The 17284-nt window shown below is 46.6% G+C and carries 21 protein-coding genes; 8 read left to right on the forward strand and 13 right to left on the reverse strand.

The genetic code is table 11. The features are described from left to right. Positions 1–393 precede the first annotated feature (393 nt). From MIC7113_RS15635 to MIC7113_RS15650, 4 genes are all read right to left on the reverse strand, one after another. Positions 394–891, reverse strand: a complete 498-nt coding sequence (locus MIC7113_RS15635; protein ID WP_041780086.1) for a F0F1 ATP synthase subunit B' — start codon at positions 889–891, stop codon at positions 394–396. Positions 892–1027: 136 nt separating this feature from the next. Next, positions 1028–1273 carry an ATP synthase F0 subunit C gene (gene atpE, locus MIC7113_RS15640; RefSeq protein WP_015183128.1) on the reverse strand — a complete coding sequence of 82 codons (246 nt, stop codon included), beginning with the start codon at positions 1271–1273 and terminating at the stop codon, positions 1028–1030. A 123-nt stretch (positions 1274–1396) separates the two neighbouring features. After that, positions 1397–2140: a F0F1 ATP synthase subunit A gene (gene atpB / locus MIC7113_RS15645; RefSeq protein WP_041780887.1), complete on the reverse strand. Its 744-nt coding sequence runs from the start codon at positions 2138–2140 to the stop codon at positions 1397–1399. A 60-nt stretch (positions 2141–2200) separates the two neighbouring features. Further along, a complete protein-coding gene (locus tag MIC7113_RS15650) occupies positions 2201–2710 on the reverse strand; it encodes an ATP synthase subunit I (protein ID WP_015183130.1) in 510 nt (169 codons plus the stop codon). 165 nt (positions 2711–2875) lie between these two features. Here MIC7113_RS15650 and MIC7113_RS15655 point away from each other — a divergent pair, with 165 nt between their 5' ends. Then, positions 2876–3196, forward strand: coding sequence for a 2Fe-2S iron-sulfur cluster-binding protein (locus MIC7113_RS15655; RefSeq protein WP_015183131.1), 321 nt, complete (start codon positions 2876–2878; stop codon positions 3194–3196). Positions 3197–3338: 142 nt separating this feature from the next. Here MIC7113_RS15655 and MIC7113_RS15660 read toward each other — a convergent pair whose 3' ends face one another. After that, entirely contained in the window at positions 3339–4286 is a 948-nt protein-coding gene (locus MIC7113_RS15660) for a S1 family peptidase (RefSeq protein WP_015183132.1), read from the reverse strand. 73 nt (positions 4287–4359) lie between these two features. Here MIC7113_RS15660 and MIC7113_RS15665 point away from each other — a divergent pair, with 73 nt between their 5' ends. The 4 genes from MIC7113_RS15665 to MIC7113_RS15680 are packed head-to-tail and all read left to right on the forward strand — an operon-like array spanning position 4360 to position 7240. Then, a complete protein-coding gene (locus MIC7113_RS15665) occupies positions 4360–4554 on the forward strand; it encodes a hypothetical protein (protein ID WP_015183133.1) in 195 nt (64 codons plus the stop codon). Continuing rightward, positions 4554–5678, forward strand: coding sequence for a DUF3326 domain-containing protein (locus MIC7113_RS15670; RefSeq protein WP_390465331.1), 1125 nt, complete (start codon positions 4554–4556; stop codon positions 5676–5678). The genes MIC7113_RS15665 and MIC7113_RS15670 overlap by 1 nt, the downstream gene beginning before the upstream one ends. Further along, positions 5650–6243, forward strand: a complete 594-nt coding sequence (locus MIC7113_RS15675) for a CPBP family intramembrane glutamic endopeptidase (RefSeq protein ID WP_015183135.1) — start codon at positions 5650–5652, stop codon at positions 6241–6243. The genes MIC7113_RS15670 and MIC7113_RS15675 overlap by 29 nt, the downstream gene beginning before the upstream one ends. A 55-nt stretch (positions 6244–6298) precedes the next feature. Further along, positions 6299–7240 (forward strand): preprotein translocase subunit SecD, encoded by a 942-nt coding sequence (locus MIC7113_RS15680; RefSeq protein WP_015183136.1) that lies wholly within the window; start codon positions 6299–6301, stop codon positions 7238–7240. A gap of 25 nt (positions 7241–7265) precedes the next feature. On the opposite strand, the gene purN is transcribed toward MIC7113_RS15680, so the two are convergent. Both purN and MIC7113_RS15690 read right to left on the reverse strand, forming a co-directional pair. Further along, positions 7266–7937: a phosphoribosylglycinamide formyltransferase gene (gene purN / locus MIC7113_RS15685; protein WP_015183137.1), complete on the reverse strand. Its 672-nt coding sequence runs from the start codon at positions 7935–7937 to the stop codon at positions 7266–7268. A 39-nt stretch (positions 7938–7976) separates the two neighbouring features. Then, positions 7977–8546, reverse strand: coding sequence for a CAP family protein (locus MIC7113_RS15690; protein ID WP_015183138.1), 570 nt, complete (start codon positions 8544–8546; stop codon positions 7977–7979). A 137-nt stretch (positions 8547–8683) separates the two neighbouring features. Here MIC7113_RS15690 and MIC7113_RS15695 point away from each other — a divergent pair, with 137 nt between their 5' ends. Beyond that, entirely contained in the window at positions 8684–9580 is an 897-nt protein-coding gene (locus MIC7113_RS15695; protein ID WP_015183139.1) for a carbohydrate ABC transporter permease, read from the forward strand. Next, positions 9564–10031 (forward strand): hypothetical protein, encoded by a 468-nt coding sequence (locus tag MIC7113_RS15700; protein WP_015183140.1) that lies wholly within the window; start codon positions 9564–9566, stop codon positions 10029–10031. Before MIC7113_RS15695 ends, MIC7113_RS15700 begins: the two co-directional genes overlap by 17 nt. Positions 10032–10097: 66 nt before the next feature. Here MIC7113_RS15700 and MIC7113_RS15705 read toward each other — a convergent pair whose 3' ends face one another. The 4 genes from MIC7113_RS15705 to MIC7113_RS15720 all read right to left on the reverse strand — a co-directional run bounded on the left by MIC7113_RS15705 (position 10098) and on the right by MIC7113_RS15720 (position 14413). Further along, on the reverse strand, positions 10098–10469 hold the full coding sequence (locus MIC7113_RS15705; RefSeq protein ID WP_015183141.1) for a hypothetical protein: 372 nt from the start codon (positions 10467–10469) through the stop codon (positions 10098–10100). Positions 10470–10739: 270 nt separating this feature from the next. Beyond that, positions 10740–12461, reverse strand: coding sequence for an ABC1 kinase family protein (locus tag MIC7113_RS15710; RefSeq protein WP_015183142.1), 1722 nt, complete (start codon positions 12459–12461; stop codon positions 10740–10742). Between the two features lie 317 nt (positions 12462–12778). After that, positions 12779–13960, reverse strand: a complete 1182-nt coding sequence (locus MIC7113_RS15715) for a TRC40/GET3/ArsA family transport-energizing ATPase (protein ID WP_015183143.1) — start codon at positions 13958–13960, stop codon at positions 12779–12781. 63 nt (positions 13961–14023) lie between these two features. Then, positions 14024–14413, reverse strand: a complete 390-nt coding sequence (locus tag MIC7113_RS15720; protein ID WP_015183144.1) for a DUF2358 domain-containing protein — start codon at positions 14411–14413, stop codon at positions 14024–14026. Positions 14414–14608: 195 nt separating this feature from the next. On the opposite strand from MIC7113_RS15720, the gene psb34 reads away from it, so the two are divergent. Further along, positions 14609–14779: a photosystem II assembly protein Psb34 gene (gene psb34, locus MIC7113_RS36485; RefSeq protein ID WP_015183145.1), complete on the forward strand. Its 171-nt coding sequence runs from the start codon at positions 14609–14611 to the stop codon at positions 14777–14779. 137 nt (positions 14780–14916) lie between these two features. Here psb34 and MIC7113_RS15730 read toward each other — a convergent pair whose 3' ends face one another. Beyond that, entirely contained in the window at positions 14917–16392 is a 1476-nt protein-coding gene (locus tag MIC7113_RS15730; RefSeq protein WP_015183146.1) for a sensor histidine kinase, read from the reverse strand. A 173-nt stretch (positions 16393–16565) separates the two neighbouring features. Continuing rightward, a complete protein-coding gene (locus MIC7113_RS15735) occupies positions 16566–17243 on the reverse strand; it encodes a response regulator transcription factor (RefSeq protein ID WP_015183147.1) in 678 nt (225 codons plus the stop codon). Positions 17244–17284 lie beyond the last annotated feature (41 nt).

Here is a 17284-nt window from a genome sequence, read left to right on the forward strand (position 1 = left end):
AACTGCGAAGACTGAGTATTACTAATACTGTGACTGGTGGAACCAGCCAACAGCTAGGATGCTGCCAAAAACCTTGCGATTCATTATTTGGAGGCTTGAGAGAGCCTGATTCTCTTAACCCACTCAAAGTTGCTACTCGAAGCGGGAGCGAGTTTTTCGACAGGACTATTCGTAAAACCATCGCGAACTTGAACTTGAGGCTGTTACCGCCAGAGTGTTAGCTTTGTGGAGCGATGGAAAAGCTGTTGCCGAAGACTAAGATTAACAAGTTGCTTGCCCTTGCTTGCGTCAAGCTTCTATATACCTAAAAATTGCCACTCTCACACCGCTATATCCACTACACCCAATCACTCAAAAGCGGAGTTGTAAGCTTAACCTCAGCCAAGGCGACGCTTATCGATTGACCAGTTCGGGTCCCAAAAGCTTCTCTATAATTTGTCGGCTTAGAGCATCCACTTGTTGTTCCAGCGAGGAGAGAGCCTCAGCTTTTTGCTGTTCAATTTCCTGTGCGGCTTGCTCTCGTTGAACTTGAGCTTCCCCTTGAGCTTGAGCCATTTTTTCAGCCGCAATTTTTTGAGCATCTGCTTGTGCAGCAGCAATTGTGGCTTGAGACTTGCGGCGAGTTTCTGCTAGCTCCTGCTCATACTGCTGAGCCAGTTTTTCCGCTTTGGTTAAACGTTCGCGTGCTTCTAACGAGTTTTTGCGGATATAATCGTCGCGATCGTCAATAGCCTTGCTCAACGGTTTGTAGAATACCGCATTTAACACCACTACCAATAGGATAAATTGCAGTGCCATTAACGGCAGGGTGGCGTCAAAATCAAACAACCCCCCTTCTTTGGCAGTGGATGTAGCGGCTTCGACAGCTAGTAGAATTGTCCAATGTGTCATCATTATTTTCAGATCCCACAGCTTAAAAAAGGTCAGCTATTCAGTTGGGATAGGGGTACCTTTTGTACGGGTTGTCGAAAATTTTCCCAGCACTCAGACCGACTATTGCGCGCATCCTAAGTGCTGGGATAAAGTTTTACGCGAAGGGGTTGGCAAACAGAAGAACGAGAGCAACCACCAGACCGTAAATGGTTAGCGCTTCCATGAACGCCAAGGAGAGCAGCAGCGTACCGCGAATTTTGCCTTCAGCTTCAGGCTGACGCGCAATCCCTTCTACTGCCTGACCGGCGGCATTTCCTTGACCAATGCCAGGGCCAATAGCAGCTAGACCAACAGCGAGAGCAGCAGCAATAACGGAAGCAGCAGCAATGATTGGATTCATGGTATTTTTCCTTAAACTCAAGTAAACGCTAGGACAGAGACTCCTACCCCGAAAAATCCGCTCATCAGAGCAGACTGGTGGTAGGCGTTAAATGAACTTGCACTGATGAAGGCTTCAACTTCACTAGTGATGCTCCTCAAGTGCCTCTCCGATGTAGGCGGCAGCTAGAGTTGCAAAAATTAACGCTTGAATAGCACTCGTAAATAAGCCTAGTGCCATTACAGGGAGAGGGACAAACAGGGGAACCAGCAGCACCAGCACTCCGACAACCAGTTCATCCGCTAGAATATTTCCGAACAGACGGAAGCTGAGCGAGAGGGGCTTCGTGAAATCTTCTAAAACCCGGAAAGGTAGAAGAATTGGCGTAGGTTGGGCATAACCTGCAAAGTACTTCACGACACCCTTCTTGCTAATCCCGGCGTAGAAGTACGCCAACGATGTCAGAAGTGCAAAGGCAACGGTTGTATTGATATCACTTGTGGGAGAGGCTAACTCACCTTCTGGTAGATGAATCACTTTCCAAGGAACAAGCGCCCCAGACCAATTTGCCACAAAAATGAACAGAAATAGAGTGCCTACGAAAGGAACCCAAGGACGATATTCTTTTTCCCCTATCTGATTTTTTGCCAAATCCCGCAAAAATTCCAAGGCATACTCCATAAAATTCTGGATTCCACTTGGAATTCTTTGGATATTGCGAGATGCTGCAATTGAAGCCGTGATGAGAATGGCAATTACAACCCAAGAAGTAATGAAAACCTGCCCATGTACTTTTAGGTTGCCAATGTGCCAGTATAAATGCTTGCCAACTTCTAATTCAGCAAGGGGGAAAGAATTCAGAACGCTCAAACCATCTAACATTTCCATTCCGGAGATTTCCCCATACATCTAGAGAGGGCGAAAAGTTCAACTGACTGACCACTTAACCTACTTAGACGTAGGAAATAGGGTGCTTTGCAGCACATAGACGATGAGTGCGGCTTTGTAAGTCAGAAAACCTAAAAATATGGGCAAAATCTGCAATCGTTGCCAACGAGTAGCCACGATAAATAGCCCAATAAAAAGCGCGAACCGGGCAGGACTCGGACGGCTTTTTTGTTGGCCTAGCCGCTCAACGTCTTTAGCCAACATTCTCAAGTAAACCATACCTGTGCACGCCCCGATCAAATAATTCAGAGCAATGTCAAGTGAGTAAAAAAACCAGACACAGATAAAAACAATCCCTGTTATAGCAAGGGTGACCAACACCAAGGTTTGTTTGAGTTGGTAGTACTCTTGCATTGAGGAATCATTTTCGGGGGATGGAGAACTTCCTTGAGGCAGTTCTTCCATTACCGGGGTTGGTTGAGGAGAGTCGTCTGACAAGTTCACGGGTCGCAGCAACAGCCAGTCCAGAAGTGGAGCTCGCAGCAAACGAGCTTCACAGTAGGTAATCATATCACGTACCGGTAACAATACTTAAAATTTCCTAAATGACGAGGTTGTGTAGGGGAACCCGCTAAACCCTTAGATAATAGAAATGCCAGAGGGAGGTAAAATAAGCAGGTTCAAGTCCAGTTCCCCAACCTGGGGATTAAAAGTGTAAAGCCCAGAACTGACGCAATGCCCAAGACTTACACTGTTGCAATTCACCATCAAGGCACAACTCACACCCTAGAGGTTCCAGAGGATAAACAAATTCTTCTCGCTGCCTCTGCGGCTGGAATCGACTTACCCAGTTCCTGTAATGCAGGAGTATGTACTACTTGTGCCGCTCAACTTCTGGAAGGTACGGTAGAGCAGAGCGATGGAATGGGTTTGAGTCCAGAACTTCAAGCTGAAGGTTATGTGTTACTGTGTGTGGCTTATCCTCGCTCTAACCTAAAGGTTGAGACCGGGAAAGAAGATGAAGTATACGATCGCCAGTTTGGTCAGCCTCAATAGGGGAACCGTTGAAAAGTTGGCAAATGGGTAGGCTGAACATTGGTAGGTTGATGCCCTTGAAAATTCAACCTACCTCTACCCGTTGGGTTCTCCTTCAAAGTAGGGGGAACGCTTCGCGCATCACCCTCAACCTTCTGGCTTATTAAGGCTTTTCTAACCGACAAGAGGCAAGAGCCAAATTAAAAATTCCTTTTTGATCAAAACATGTTGGGATATCATTCACTCTTTGGGCGTAATTTTCTTTCGCCAAGGTAGTAATCTTGCCCTCCCTGGTTATCTCGCAGGGACGATTGAGACTGCACTCAGGTTGTGATAGAGCGTTATCATCGACACCCGTGTTAGCGATCGCAACCACGCGATTACTTTGGAGAGAGACAACAGGAGAACCTGACATTCCCCCGACTAAACTACAACGATTGCGAATCGATTTCTCCCACTGATAAACATCTTCTCGTACATTCGCCGACTGTCCAATTTCGCAAACCGCTCGGTGAAGGAAACTCCGAGAAGGTTCCACACCATTGAGCGGAATCCCAACAATCTCAACAGGCTCTCCTACAGGAGCAGGAACTGGATCAATTTTCAAAGGAGTAAATCCCTCTTTCACCAATTGTTTAAAAGATGTATCCAGTTCCAAAACCGTGATATCAGTTCCTTTCATCGTTGCATAAACAACCCGCCTTACCCGAACTGAACGAACCCGATTGAGTCCATCTTTAAAATAATTCAACTTAAAAACTAAATTAGAAGGCTGATTAATCAGGACTTCTTCAGGTTTGGGAAAGCTAGAACCATCATAGCAATGACCATTGGTTACGGCATAAGCGGGTGATTGATTAACCCCTTGAGTATCTAAGAAAAATGCAGTACAAATTCCAAAAGAGCTTTGCTCAAGCAAACCAATACCGCTATATTGTTTGCCTTTTTCAACAGACAAAAGTTCCCAATTGACCTTGGAAGAGTTAACTTCGGTATCGGGTAACTTATTGCCATTTCGGTCAAAAATCACCGCTTGTGCCACGTTTGCTCCCAGCACTAATCCTAACCCTAGGGCGGCAAGTAGTATGTTCTTTAACCCAGTTTTTCGCATACGACAGGTACTCCGTCCGTCTTGGTTGATAATATTAAAGACCCACCTCAGGCATAGCCTTTACATCACCAAAATGACAACTCACTTCATCACCGCAGAAATTAACCTCCAAGAGACACCCATACAGCTACAGCAAGAAATTGAGGCAGAATTACAAAAACGAGGGGAACCGCTACGCTGGGCAGTGACTCGCGTGGATAGCGATCGCCAAATCGCCCAGGTAGAAGCGATTGTCACCGTTGAATCGGATACCGAAGTTTCACTGTGATTCAACGTCCTTACACCGTTGTCTTAATTATTCCTACAGGCGTTGGGGCAGCGATTGGGGGCTATGCGGGGGATGCCCTACCCGTAGCTAGAGCCATCTCGGCAATCTGCGATCGCCTAATCACCCACCCCAATGTCCTCAATGGTGCCCAGTTGTACTGGAACTTACCCAACGCCCTCTATGTGGAAGGGTACGCTCTTGACAAATTCGCCTCTGGATGCATTGGATTGCAACCTGTACATCAGAATCGGGTGGGGTTAATTCTCGACCAAGGCATTGAACCGGAATTGCGCCTACGACACCTCCAAGTAGCAGATGCGGCTAGAGCGACACTGGGGTTGAATTTGACGGATTATGTGGTCACGGATGCGCCTTTAAACGTGGAATTACGAACCGCCGCATCTGGGGCAAGTTGGGGTACGATTGGCAATCCTGACAGTTTGTTGCGATCGGCTGAAGTACTGATTGAGCAAGCCAAAGCAGATGCGATCGCCGTGGTTGCCCGTTTCCCGGATGACCTTGGCAGCGAGGCGTTGCAAGCGTATCGTCATGGACAGGGCGTAGACCCCCTCGCCGGTGCCGAAGCGGTGATTAGTCACCTAATCGTTCGCACCTTTCAAGTGCCTTGTGCCCATGCGCCGGCACTGATGCCCTTACCCCTCGACCCCGACTTATCCCCTCGCTCCGCTGCCGAAGAATTAGGCTATACTTTCTTACCTTGTGTTCTAGTAGGATTGAGTCGTGCCCCTCAGTTCGTGGAACGTCAAAACCCCAATCCCAATTTTTTAGTTCAGACACAAAACTTTACCTCTCTCCCTGGAGATATTTGGGCGTCGGACGTAGATGCAGTCGTTGTCCCAGCAAGCGCCTGTGGTGGCAGTGCTTTACTCAGTTTAAGCCGCCAATCGCGAACTCAGATTATTGCGGTTGAAGAAAACCAAACCTCCATGCAAGTCTCCCCAGAAGATTTGGGTATTCAAGCAATCAGAGTAAACTCATATTTAGAGGCACTGGGCGTTTTAGTCGCTCATCGTGCCGGTATCAGTGCTGAGGCTCTCAGCCCTTCCCTATCCTCTTTGCATTGCTTATCTGTTCGTGGCAAACCAGCTTCCGGATCAACCTGAAATTGAACCTCTAACCCGCACCCAAGTGTTAATTGCTATGGGGGTGACGGCTCTTGTATTACTATTCGTTGCCAAGCTTTGGCTGCACTTGGGTTCCGTTATCCTTCTGCCCCTAGAGGGTACGCCTGAAGCGTTACTTTTAGGACTGGGTATAGCGCTGGGCATTACGGTGTTAAGTAGTTTAGTTTATCGTCTGTGGCCTGCTTATCGCCAAAGTGCGGATTACTATCTGCAAATGGTTCTAAAGCCATTAGTTTTACCCGACTTAATTTGGCTGGGGTTGCTACCTGGGATGAGTGAAGAATTATTGTTTCGGGGTGTGATGCTGCCCGCTGTTGGGTTGAATGCCACTGGAGTTGTTGCTTCCAGTCTGCTATTTGGTGTTTTGCATTTGAGTGGGCCACAACAATGGCCTTATGTCGTTTGGGCCACTGCGGTAGGGCTGCTGTTGGGATTTAGCGCCCTGGCAACGGGGAATTTACTCGTACCAATTGTGGCTCATATTGTTACCAATTTGCTTTCCAGTTATCTGTGGAAACTCGATCACAAACAAGCTGAAGCTTAATCGTATTGAGAAGCTCTTTCTTGCATAAGTCAAACAGGGCGAAATATAGGAAACTGTGGATAAGCGCTATGACAGTATTCTATTAGCCATGTCTAACCCAAAACAACAGTTAAGCCTTACAACTGTGCCAGTAAGATTAATTGGTCTTCCGGTAACGCTCGTATTATTTTTGACAGGTTGTGGGTTACAGAAATTAGTTGACCAACAAGTCTCTGATCGCGCTCGTTGTCCATTCAATGGGATGGAATTAACCCTACAAATTCAACCTCCCACAGGTGCTCGTGGCATCACACCTGAACTCAACGACGCTGTGAAAAACATCTTGAAGCAGCGAATTAGCGGTTTGGGCATAAAAGGGGCGGCAATACAAACAATTAATCAAGAGCAACTGTTGATTCAACTCCCAGATGAGAAAGACGCGCAACAGGCAGAACGAGTACTGGGTAGCATAGGAGAGTTAGATTTTCGCCAGCAGAAATCGGGGACAGAAACACAGCTACCCATTGAACTTCAAGTCAGGGAAAGACTTCTACAAAAGCAGGACGAATTGAGGAAAACGGGTGATGCAAAGGCACTGGCGGAAAATCAAAAAGCCCTAGATAGAAGTCAAGAAGCGATCGCAAACTTATTTGAACGTACCGATTTAAGCGGTAAAAATCTCAAAGATTCTTACTCACAGCCTAGCTCAGACAGTAGTCGCTGGGAAATTACCCTCCGTTTTGATGACAAAGGAGAGGAAGCGTTTGCTCAGTTGACCAAAGACTTGGCAGGTACAGGTCGTGCGATTGGTGTTTTCCTCGACAATAGTCTAATTAGCTCTCCCGTAGTTGGGCCAGAATATGCACAAACTGGCATTCTTGGTGGGAGTGCTGTTATTAGTGGTAACTTTACAGCTCAATCTGCCCATGAGTTAGCGATACAGTTACGAAGTGGAGCATTACCAGCTCCTTTAAAAGTACTGAGTAATCTTCGAGTCAATAAAAACCGTTGTCCATAAGATATTTTTTTAACGCTGAACTTGCTTAAAGGGTTACTGAAGTCGTCCTAGGGGCAAGCTGCGCGATTGCTTGTGGTAAGATTCGATGCTCCTGGACTTGAATTCGAGCATGAAGAGTTTCTGGTGTATCAAGAGGCAACACCGGGACGGCAGCTTGTACCAAAATCAGGCCACTATCTACTTCTGGGCACACCAAATGTACTGTACAGCCAGTAATTTTTACACCCGCTTCTAGGGCTTTTTCTATAGCGTGAGCACCCTTAAAACTGGGTAATAAACTGGGATGGATGTTGATGATTTGGTCAGGAAAGGCGTTGATTAACACAGGTGTGACAATTCGCATCCAGCCTGCCATCACCACCCACTCTACCTGGTACTGCTGCAACACTTCAACAATAGCCGTGTCTAACTCTTCTCGGCGTTTGTAGTCTCGATGATTGAGCAGTACAGAAGGAACGCCCCAACGTTCAGCTCTTTCTACGGCTTTGATACCGGGATTATTGTAAATTAAGACTTGAATTTGGGCGTTGAGTTGCCCGTCTTTTATCGCTTGAGCAACAGCCTCAAAATTACTGCCACTTCCAGATGCCATGATTCCCAGTTTCATGGGAGAAGAATTTGTGGAGTGATGGGGAGAAATAGGGGGTGAAATTAAGAAGTCGGTAGTCGTATCAACTAATACGGATTGATGATTCATACAACGTTATTTTTAGTAGTGCCTCCAAATTAAATCGTCTTACTTCGGACGACCAACATTCGTCGCAAAAGCTCCCTGCATGTTCCCAGGAGGATTGTAGTTACAAACAACGTAATACCCCTTTGACCCCTTAGCTTTCCCACAGCCCAATTCACCAGACCCTTTCCAAACAACTTGGGTAAAGTGCCCGGTATTCATGCTAAAGGCTGGCTTGTTATAGTTATAGTCTTTAACTTCGTCGTACCACATTTGGACGACGGCGTTACCGGTCGCATCAGCCGTTGACCAATAAAGGTTTTCTCCAGGCCCACTGTGTTGTAGCTTACCGAGCCTCGCTAGGTTCTGTGCCCATCTCTGGGCTTTTTGATTTAGGGTATTACTGAGCTTCATGGGAGGAGCGCCATGCTTAGCTCGAAGTTTGTTATGTGTGTCCAGAGCTTCTTGCCGAAACTTTGTGAGGTTTGTCGCTTGAGCAACAAGCGGTATGGGTGGCGGCTGGGAAGTCCCCTGTGATTTGGCGAGTACAGAAGTACCCACAACTCCAACAGTGGTGAGAGTCGTCGCGGTCAATCCAGTCAAAGCCAATATTGCAAAACGAAGAGGGTTCATAACGTAACTTCCGTTCAGTTCGCTCTCTCAATCTCTGATAATACCTCCACAGTTTGCCATGATTAAAAACCAATTCAGGAAATCTTGGCACTCGGTATCCTCAAACTCACGCCTCACTTCTTGTAAACAGAAATGCTATGACGAATAATTTTAAACCTTCCCCTCCGCAACCCTGGCTAGATAATGATGCGATCGCCGCCTGGATTTTCTTAGCCCCCGCCCTAATTCTCCTTGGATTCTTCCTGCTGTGGCCCATGGCTTATCTGGTATACCTGAGCTTTACTAGCGGAAGTTTCACCTTAACAGGTATTCATTGGATTGGTTTGAGAAACTATCTCCGCCTAGCCCTCGACCCCGATTTTTGGCAGGTTCTCGGCAATACGCTTTATTTCACCGTTGCCACCGTCCTGCCCAGCCTGATTATTCCCTTGGGATTAGGCATCTTACTCAATCAGTCATTAGCCCTGCGGGGACTGCTGCGAACCGCCTATTTCATTCCGTCCATTACCTCTTTAGTTGCCGTTGGACTAGGGTTTCGCTGGCTGTTTCAAACCGAAGGTCCCGTGAATGCATTGCTCAATTTTCTGGGTTTTGCATCGATTCCCTGGCTAGGCAGCACCACTTGGGCGATGCCCATCCTGATTTTATTAAGCAGTTGGAAACAGCTCGGTTTTAACATGGTGGTATTCCTGGCAGGACTCCAAGCCATTCCTCCGAGTCGCTATGAAGCGGCTGAATTAGATGGTGCTAATTCCTGGCAAAAATTCTGGTACATTACCCTTCCCGGATTGCGACCTACCTTAATTTTTGCCACCATTACGACAGCAATTTTTACATTACGGAGTTTCGAGCAGGTTTATATGATCACGGGCGGTGGCCCTCTCAACTCCACTAATGTACTGGTTTACTACATTTACGAACAAGCCTTTGCTTTGTTTGATTTTGGCTACGCTGCGGCGGCGGCTACCGTGTTGCTCTGCTTGACACTCGTGCTGGTTTATCTACAACTCAAAACCAGTGGCGACGAAAGTTGAACCTTCTATCCTAAAAAAAGGAGTGGATGTGAGTGAAGTAAGTACAAAAGTTGTTCAAATTATTCCTCTAGATGACATTGAAGCGCGGATTTATCGTGTTGAGCAGGGCTATCGAGTCGAAGTTTCTAGCTGCCTGAGCGATTACTGGCATCCGGGGGTCTTTTGGGATTTACAGCAGTTAGAAGCATGGCTCTATCCTGAACTGGAAAAACTCAATGCTGGTTTTGCATTGGGGGGCGACTGGATGATGCTGGAAGGTGACTTTGATGGCAACGGAAAATATCGAGATTGGTTTATTTGTCAAGCTCAAAATTGGCAAGGTTTCGATCCGATGACGAATTGCTGCTATAGCGCCCCTTCCTACATGGCGCTCATGGCAAAAATTGATCAAATTGAGGCGTTTCGTTCTGCCAACACGAGTGAAATAAGTAACCCACATTCTACACCCTAAAAGGTTACTATTTCCAGAGTAACGGCTTATTGAGGATACAGAATGTGAGCTGTAATCGGCTATCGCTTAAGTAATTGAATCTAAATCTAGAGCTTTTGAGCCACCTTGCTCTAATTGATTCAACAGTTTACCCAATTGCAACCAAACAAGGACGCTAATAAATAGGGTGAGCGGTAGCGAGATAGAATAGGACAACCACCAGGGAAAGCCAAATATCTCTAATCCAGCCGCGAGAAAGACACAAATTCCCCCTGCAATTCCCAGAAACGGCATTTGTAACTGGACTCCTTTCATTTGAGCTAGAGTCCGCGTGGAACGATTTTTCGACCATTCCCGGACTCTTTGTTTAAGAGTCGCTTCAAACGCGGCACCAGAGGTTATGCCAGCAAACAAGCCGAAAATCAACAGAAAATATGGCGGTTCTGGAAAGGTATACACGAAGCACTCCTATGAGTATTCAGGAAGATACGGACAGATTTTAAAACACAAGGGATACGATAACTTAGCCTTGAGCAGCTACTAATAGCCTATCCGAAATTTCCTCCTAAAAAACATGAGTCTGGGATTAGAGGAGAGACCGGAGTTCATACGAGAATGGGGGAGTTATGTTAATAGTAGTCCGATTTGAGTATTAACAAAAAGAGGATGCATCGGTTCAAAAACAAAGGCTCTTAATACCCATTGTTTCTTTTCTATCGAAAATAACCACTATTCATTTTTCAGGATAGTAGCCAGCGGCAAAATTGAGGCTACACCTTCGATGGAAAGTTCAGTCAGAGAATTCAACGCAACATTGAACAAACGCCCTGGTTTCAAGTCATCTTTAACCAAATTCCAAAGACGTTGAACTTCTTGGGTGTGCAGTCGGTCATCTTCGGTTAAAGCGAGAAGCAGTTGACGGCGCAAAAACTGACCTTCCTCGGAGAGGATAAACTGCAACCCTAATTGAGCCGTGGGTAGTAAATCGAAGTGGTTGTCAGAACGAGCGATCGCAATCATATTCTCCAACCGCTGCCACTGGAATTTCTCATCTTTGAATAATACTTCAATCAGATGCCGCCGCATTTCTGGGGATTCACCCGTAAGCAGACGCCGCGCTACATAGGGGTAGGATACCTCAACGATTTTGAAATTAGGATTCAACGTTAGTGCTAAGCCTTCCTGAGTCACCAACGAACGAATAATTAAAGCAAACTTCGCTGGTACACGGAACGGATAATCATACATCAACTCCGAAAATTGATCGGTAATGGTTTTGAAGTTGAAGTTCCGCACACTTTCACCCATCGCTTCTCCCAGCACCACCTCTAACGCTGGAATAATGGGCGTAATATCGGTATCTGGGGTTAAAAAGCCGAGTTTAACAAAGTTCTTCGCTAGTTCAACGTAGTCTTTATTAATCAGGTGGACGATGGATGCAGCGATCGTTTCCTTGGTATATTGCTCTAGCTGATCCATCATGCCAAAGTCAATATACGCCATGCGCCCATCCGGTAAGGCAAACAAGTTGCCGGGATGGGGATCAGCATGGAAAAATCCATGTTCCAAAAGCTGACGCAGACCCGAAATAACACCGACTTGAATGATTTTGTCTGTATCTAGTCCAGCCGCACTAATACTAGCGGTATCGGTTAACTTAAAGCCATGAATCCACTCTAAAGTGAGGACTCGTACACTACTGTAGCGCCAGTAAATGATGGGGACTTTAACCGTTGCATCATCGCGGAAATTGTGGGCAAATTTTTCCGCGTTGCGTCCTTCGTTAATGTAATCGACTTCTTCAAATAATTTGATGCCGAATTCATCAACAATTAACGTTAAGTCATGCCCCAAATTCAGAGGAAGCCAGGGAGAAAGCCAACCCGCCGCCCAGCGCATCAAATACAGGTCTAAGGTCAGAGTAGGGAGCAAATTGGGGCGCTGCACCTTAACCGCTACTTCTTCTCCCGTGTGCAGAAAAGCTCGATACACTTGTCCGAGACTGGCGGCGGCAACTGGATTGGAAGAAATTTCGCTAAATAATTCTGTTACAGGTTGTCCCAACTCGGCTTCAATAATGGAGAACGCCAAGGCATTATCAAAGGGCGGTAGCTGATCTTGTAACTTAATCAGTTCGTCTAAAAAGTCTTTCCGCACTAAGTCAGGGCGTGTGGAGAGAGCTTGCCCGACTTTAATAAAGGTTGGTCCTAAGCGTGTGAGGATTTGCCGGAGCTGAGCCGCTCGTTTAAACTTGTTGCGCTCTGTTTGATTGCGCCAGTCATCCCACTTGAGACTGAAAATAAATTGGGCAAAAGACCAGATAATCGTGAGGGCACGACCGATGGCTGCCCAAGGTCGGGAGCGGTAGTATCGTCCGATCGTTTTTGCGTCGTAGCGTCTGAGTGGTTCCCTTAAACCCTGAGCAGGAAAAACTTGGTTTAGCTGACTCACGCCTGTTATTTGCCTCTCAATCTAGAGAATTATTTCATTTTTTTGTTTTTATTAAATATAAGTATACATTAATACAAATTAAATGGGGTTTTTGTAACTTTAAATTCACACGAAGCTATACCAATGGTAACAATACTGTGGTTAAATTAAGGAATTTCCACCTAAAGTTCCACATGTTACCCTTAACATAATATAATAAAAACTTATAAAATAAGGGCACGATGATATCGTACCCCTACAACAACATTTCCCCAGAGGTTTACTAAAGGCTGCTGACTCCCGCTTGATGCGATCGCTTAGTTTGGTCAAACTACCCCTTAGACAGCAGCGGCAAACTGAATTTTGAGATAATCTTCCTCCATCTTGGCTCCAGAAGGTTGCAGGGCGGCTAAGGCTTGAGGGAGCACTAAGTTACGCCGATGATTGCCAATCCGCACGTTCAGTTCATCCCCCGTCTTGCTTAGCTGGATCTGGTCTTTCGGGATACCCGGTAGATAGAGTTCCAGACTGTATTGATTGTTATTTTGTACCACCCTAATGGTATTTTCCTTGTAATAGACCTGAGTGGGGTCTTCTGAAGCATAGAGTGTTTCCTTCAGCCGCTCCAAAGCCTCTAAACCACACATCTCTTCTGAATACAGAGGAACTTCTTTCACCGGTAGTGGATGGAAGTTTTCATGAATTTCCTGGCGGTGCTGCTGTTGATTTTCCTTCCAGCGCTGAAAGAAGGGGTCAGTCACTTGGTCGGGAATAATCCGATTGGCGACCACTAAATCGGTAGCGACGTTGTACAAACTCAGATAGGCATGAGCGCGTAAGGATTCTTTAATCACCATTTTTTCAGGATTGGTGACTAAACGCACCGAGGTTTGGGTGTTGTCTGTGAGTATCTTTTCTAATGCTTCAATTTGCTCGTAGAACTCATAAGGAGCATCCATCACCTCTTTATCCGGTAAGGAAAAACCCGCAATTGGTTTCCAAAAGGGTTCAACTAGGGGTCTCAAGGCAACCGACATACTTTGCAGTGGCTTGTAAAAGCGGCGCATATACCAACCACTAACTTCCGGTAAGCTGAGTAATCGCAAAGCCGTACCCGTAGGAGCAGAGTCGATAATTAAAACGTCGTACTCATTTTCGTCATAATGACGTTTCATCCGCACAAGTCCGAAAATTTCATCCATGCCGGGAAGAATGGCTAATTCTTCTGCCTGAACACCATCTAATCCCCGTGCTTGCAGAACCTGGGTAATATATCGTTTAACAGCACCCCAGTTCCCTTCCAATTCCATTAGAGCATCAAGTTCGGCTCCCCACAGATTGGGACGAACTAATCGGGGTTCATGGCTCAGTTCGATATCAAAACTATCTGCCAGAGAGTGAGCGGGGTCGGTGCTGAGAACGAGTGTTCGATAACCCAGTTCAGCACAACGGAGTCCCGTAGCTGCGGCAACGGAAGTCTTGCCGACTCCGCCTTTGCCAGTCATAAGAATTACACGCATGGATGATCTTGCGACACAATGGTTGCGTCTGCCTCATAAGTATTTACATTATTTATTATCTCTTTAATTTTTTTCTTGGAACGGCAGGTGTTGTTTTAGGACATCCCAACGAGAGCAGTCCCAGTAGTCAATATGGGAAATAATCAGTTCATCGACATTAAGCTTTAGTTCACTCCAACCGGGGATGGAAATTCGCGGACGCCAAGGTAAGGGGGTTGTCCAGCTCAGTGTCCAACGTGTCTTAATCGTGTCTTCTGAGCGATGAATCTCATGGAGATCCAGTTTGGGAGCGCCAAACCAGGTGTTGATAAAACCAATCATTTGCTTGTAACGCTCTATGCCCTGGAACTGGTTCAGGGGGTCTTTAAAGAAGACATCGGGCGCATAGATGCTATAGGTTTGGTCCGCTGGGAAGCGTTGATAGTCCTCTTTGAGAATTTGCAGAATGTCCATTGAGAGCTGATTGATCCAGTAAATCTTCAATATCTGTAGGGTGCGTGAACGAAGTGTAACGCACCTCACTCAAGGTGGTGCCTTCCGTGCTGATGTTTTTGCCTTTGCCAAAAGGCAAATAGCCTACCCCTTGCGTTTATGTAAATACTCTGTTACATTAATTTACATAAAGAAATATTAAGCAAGGAAAGCGATATGTACACCACCGTTAACGAACAAGGCATCCTAAACAACTACGCCCCTGAAACCAAGGTTTATTGCGCCGAATATCCAGCCGTGTGGGAACAGCAAAGATACGCCATGCAAGGAGCGATCGCAATTGTATTTGTAAGCTTATTGATTTGGACAACATTTGCAGTGAGTTAAGCTAAGCCATCTGCTCATTAAGTTTTGACTAGACAAGAACGAGATATTTCATACAAACACCCCAGTTGTGATGTGCTGGGGTTTTCTGTTGCGTTACAGTTAAGAGCCTTGTGGTCAAAATATGAAGAATTCTGCTTCTATAACCCAACAGGTAAGGTTAGGGTGAATGCAGTCTGTCCAGATAAGGGCGAGTCAAGCGTCAGGTCGCCACCGTGTGCTCGTGCAATTTCCCGCGCTAGCGAGAGTCCCAATCCAATTCCCTCCACTTTGCGCGTCCGGGCGGGATCTCCGCGATGGAAGCGGTCAAAAATGCGGCTTTGATCGCTCACTGCAATATCTTTCGAGCAATTACTAATGGTAATCGATACAGTTGTGCCCTGACGGTGAGCATCAATCCGAATCCAACCGTTTGGGAGATTGTATTTAATGGCATTACTAATCAAGTTTTGCAAGACCTGAATGAGTAAGTCGTGATCGCCCTGTACACACAAAGCATCAGCAATTTCTGTTTGAATCTCTAGATGGGGTGCCAACAGTTCGATATCTTCCAACATCTCCATTAACAAGCCAGACAAATCCACCTCAACTCGATGCAGGTTCATTTGTCCGGCATCCGCTAGGGAAAGCAGCAACAGTTTACGCACAATCCCACTGAGTCGGCGTACTTCATCTAGCAAATTACTCAGCCGTTGTTGAACTTGTGATCCAGGTTCCGCTTGTTGCAGGGTTCGTTCTAGTTCCCCTTGCAAAATCGCGAGTGGAGTTTTGAGTTCGTGTGCCGCATCCCCACTGAACCGAGACGCTTGTTTAAAGCTGCGTTCCAGACGTTCCAACATCTGGTTAAACACCTGAATCAACTCAACAAATTCAACATCTGTTGTCCCAATGGGAACTCGTTGTTCCAAACCGCTAGCGGTAACATTTCCAATAACCGTGGTTAGCCGTCGGATGGAATGCAAACTACTTCCAGCAATTCCCCATGCACCACCAGCTACAAGCAGAAGTACCCCTGGAATTGAAATCAGGAAGATATTGCGGATGACTGCCATCTCTTGAGTGACTGCATTTAAGCTGACTGCGATCGCGACTTGAGTAAAGGGTGTCGTGACCGCACCAACCCGCCATGTTCCGGTGGTGGTGTGCTGAGTGGCGAATCGAGGAGTTGGCGGTGGTACTTCAGGCGGAGGCTGCAAACGTTCTGGAAAGGGTGGCTTGGCTGCGGGAAATGGGGCTGTTTGCCGCTCGAAGCGGGGTGAAGGAAAGGGCGGTAGTTGTGGACGTGATGTCCATAGGTTCGTGACATCCAAATCGGTAGCCCATTGCTGGGAACGATACAGTATATTGCCATCTGCACCGATGACTAGGATGGCGATCGCTGTTTTTCCATTGGTTCCAAATGCCTGCCCAAGTGAGGTTTCATAAGACTGCCAGCCTTCTGAGGAGCGTGGACGCCCTGCCCGCATCAATTGACTTTCCAGTTCCGCATCCAGACGGCTTACTTTTGCCTCATAAATTAGCCACCAAGAGATTAACCCAAACCCAACGAGGGCACCTCCTGCCAGAACAGCAGACAATAAGGCAATTCGGATACGGAAGGAACGCAGTTTCACCATTAAGAGGCTGTTTCTTGCATAAATGTAGATTCCCCTCGCATCCCCCTTAAAAAGGGGGACTTTGACTAAATTCTCCCCCCACCCAAGAGAGTTCTCCCCTAAAAGGGGAGAGGAGTAAGGACGAAGCCTTTTATTCAACGGGGGGCTGGGGGAGATCTCCGGGTAAACAGCCTCTAAGACTCTGATTGACGGAATCGATAGCCAACGCCTCGAATGCTTTCAATCCACCCGGAACCACCGATGGAATCAATCTTTTTACGAATGCGTTGAACGCACACATCCACAACATTGGTATTGGGATTGAAATCATAGCCCCAGATGTGTTCCAGGATTTGGGTTCGGGTGAAGACTCGTCCAGGCGATCGCATCAGGTATTCCAAGAGATTGAACTCGCGGGTGGTGAGTTCTACAATATGCTGATTGCAAGTGACTTCTCGCGTGATGCGATCGAGCTTGATCGGGCCGACGCGAACCAGGTTTTGGTGATCGCCCGCCGTTCGACGCACCACTGCATGAATGCGGGCAACGAGTTCTTCAACGAAAAATGGTTTGGCTAAATAATCATCAGCACCCAAGTTTAGACCTTCAATTCGGTCATCCAATTCATTCCGGGCAGTCAGTAAAATCACTGGCACATTCTGTCCTTTCCGGCGCAGATTTTTGAGGATGGACAACCCATCTTTTCCTGGCACCATGATGTCAAGCACAAGCGCGTCATACTCGTTGTCCAAGGCGCGAGTATAGCCCTCATCTCCGTTGTCACAGTAATCGACAACAAATCCCTGTTCTTTCAACCCGGAGCGGACGAAGTTAGCAATTTTCGCTTCATCTTCAACGAACAGAATATGCATGGGTTTCTCATGCGTCGGACGGCTTGGGACATTTATTCAGT

The sequence above is a fragment of the Allocoleopsis franciscana PCC 7113 genome (assembly GCF_000317515.1).
GTDB classification, from domain to species: domain Bacteria; phylum Cyanobacteriota; class Cyanobacteriia; order Cyanobacteriales; family Coleofasciculaceae; genus Allocoleopsis; species Allocoleopsis franciscana.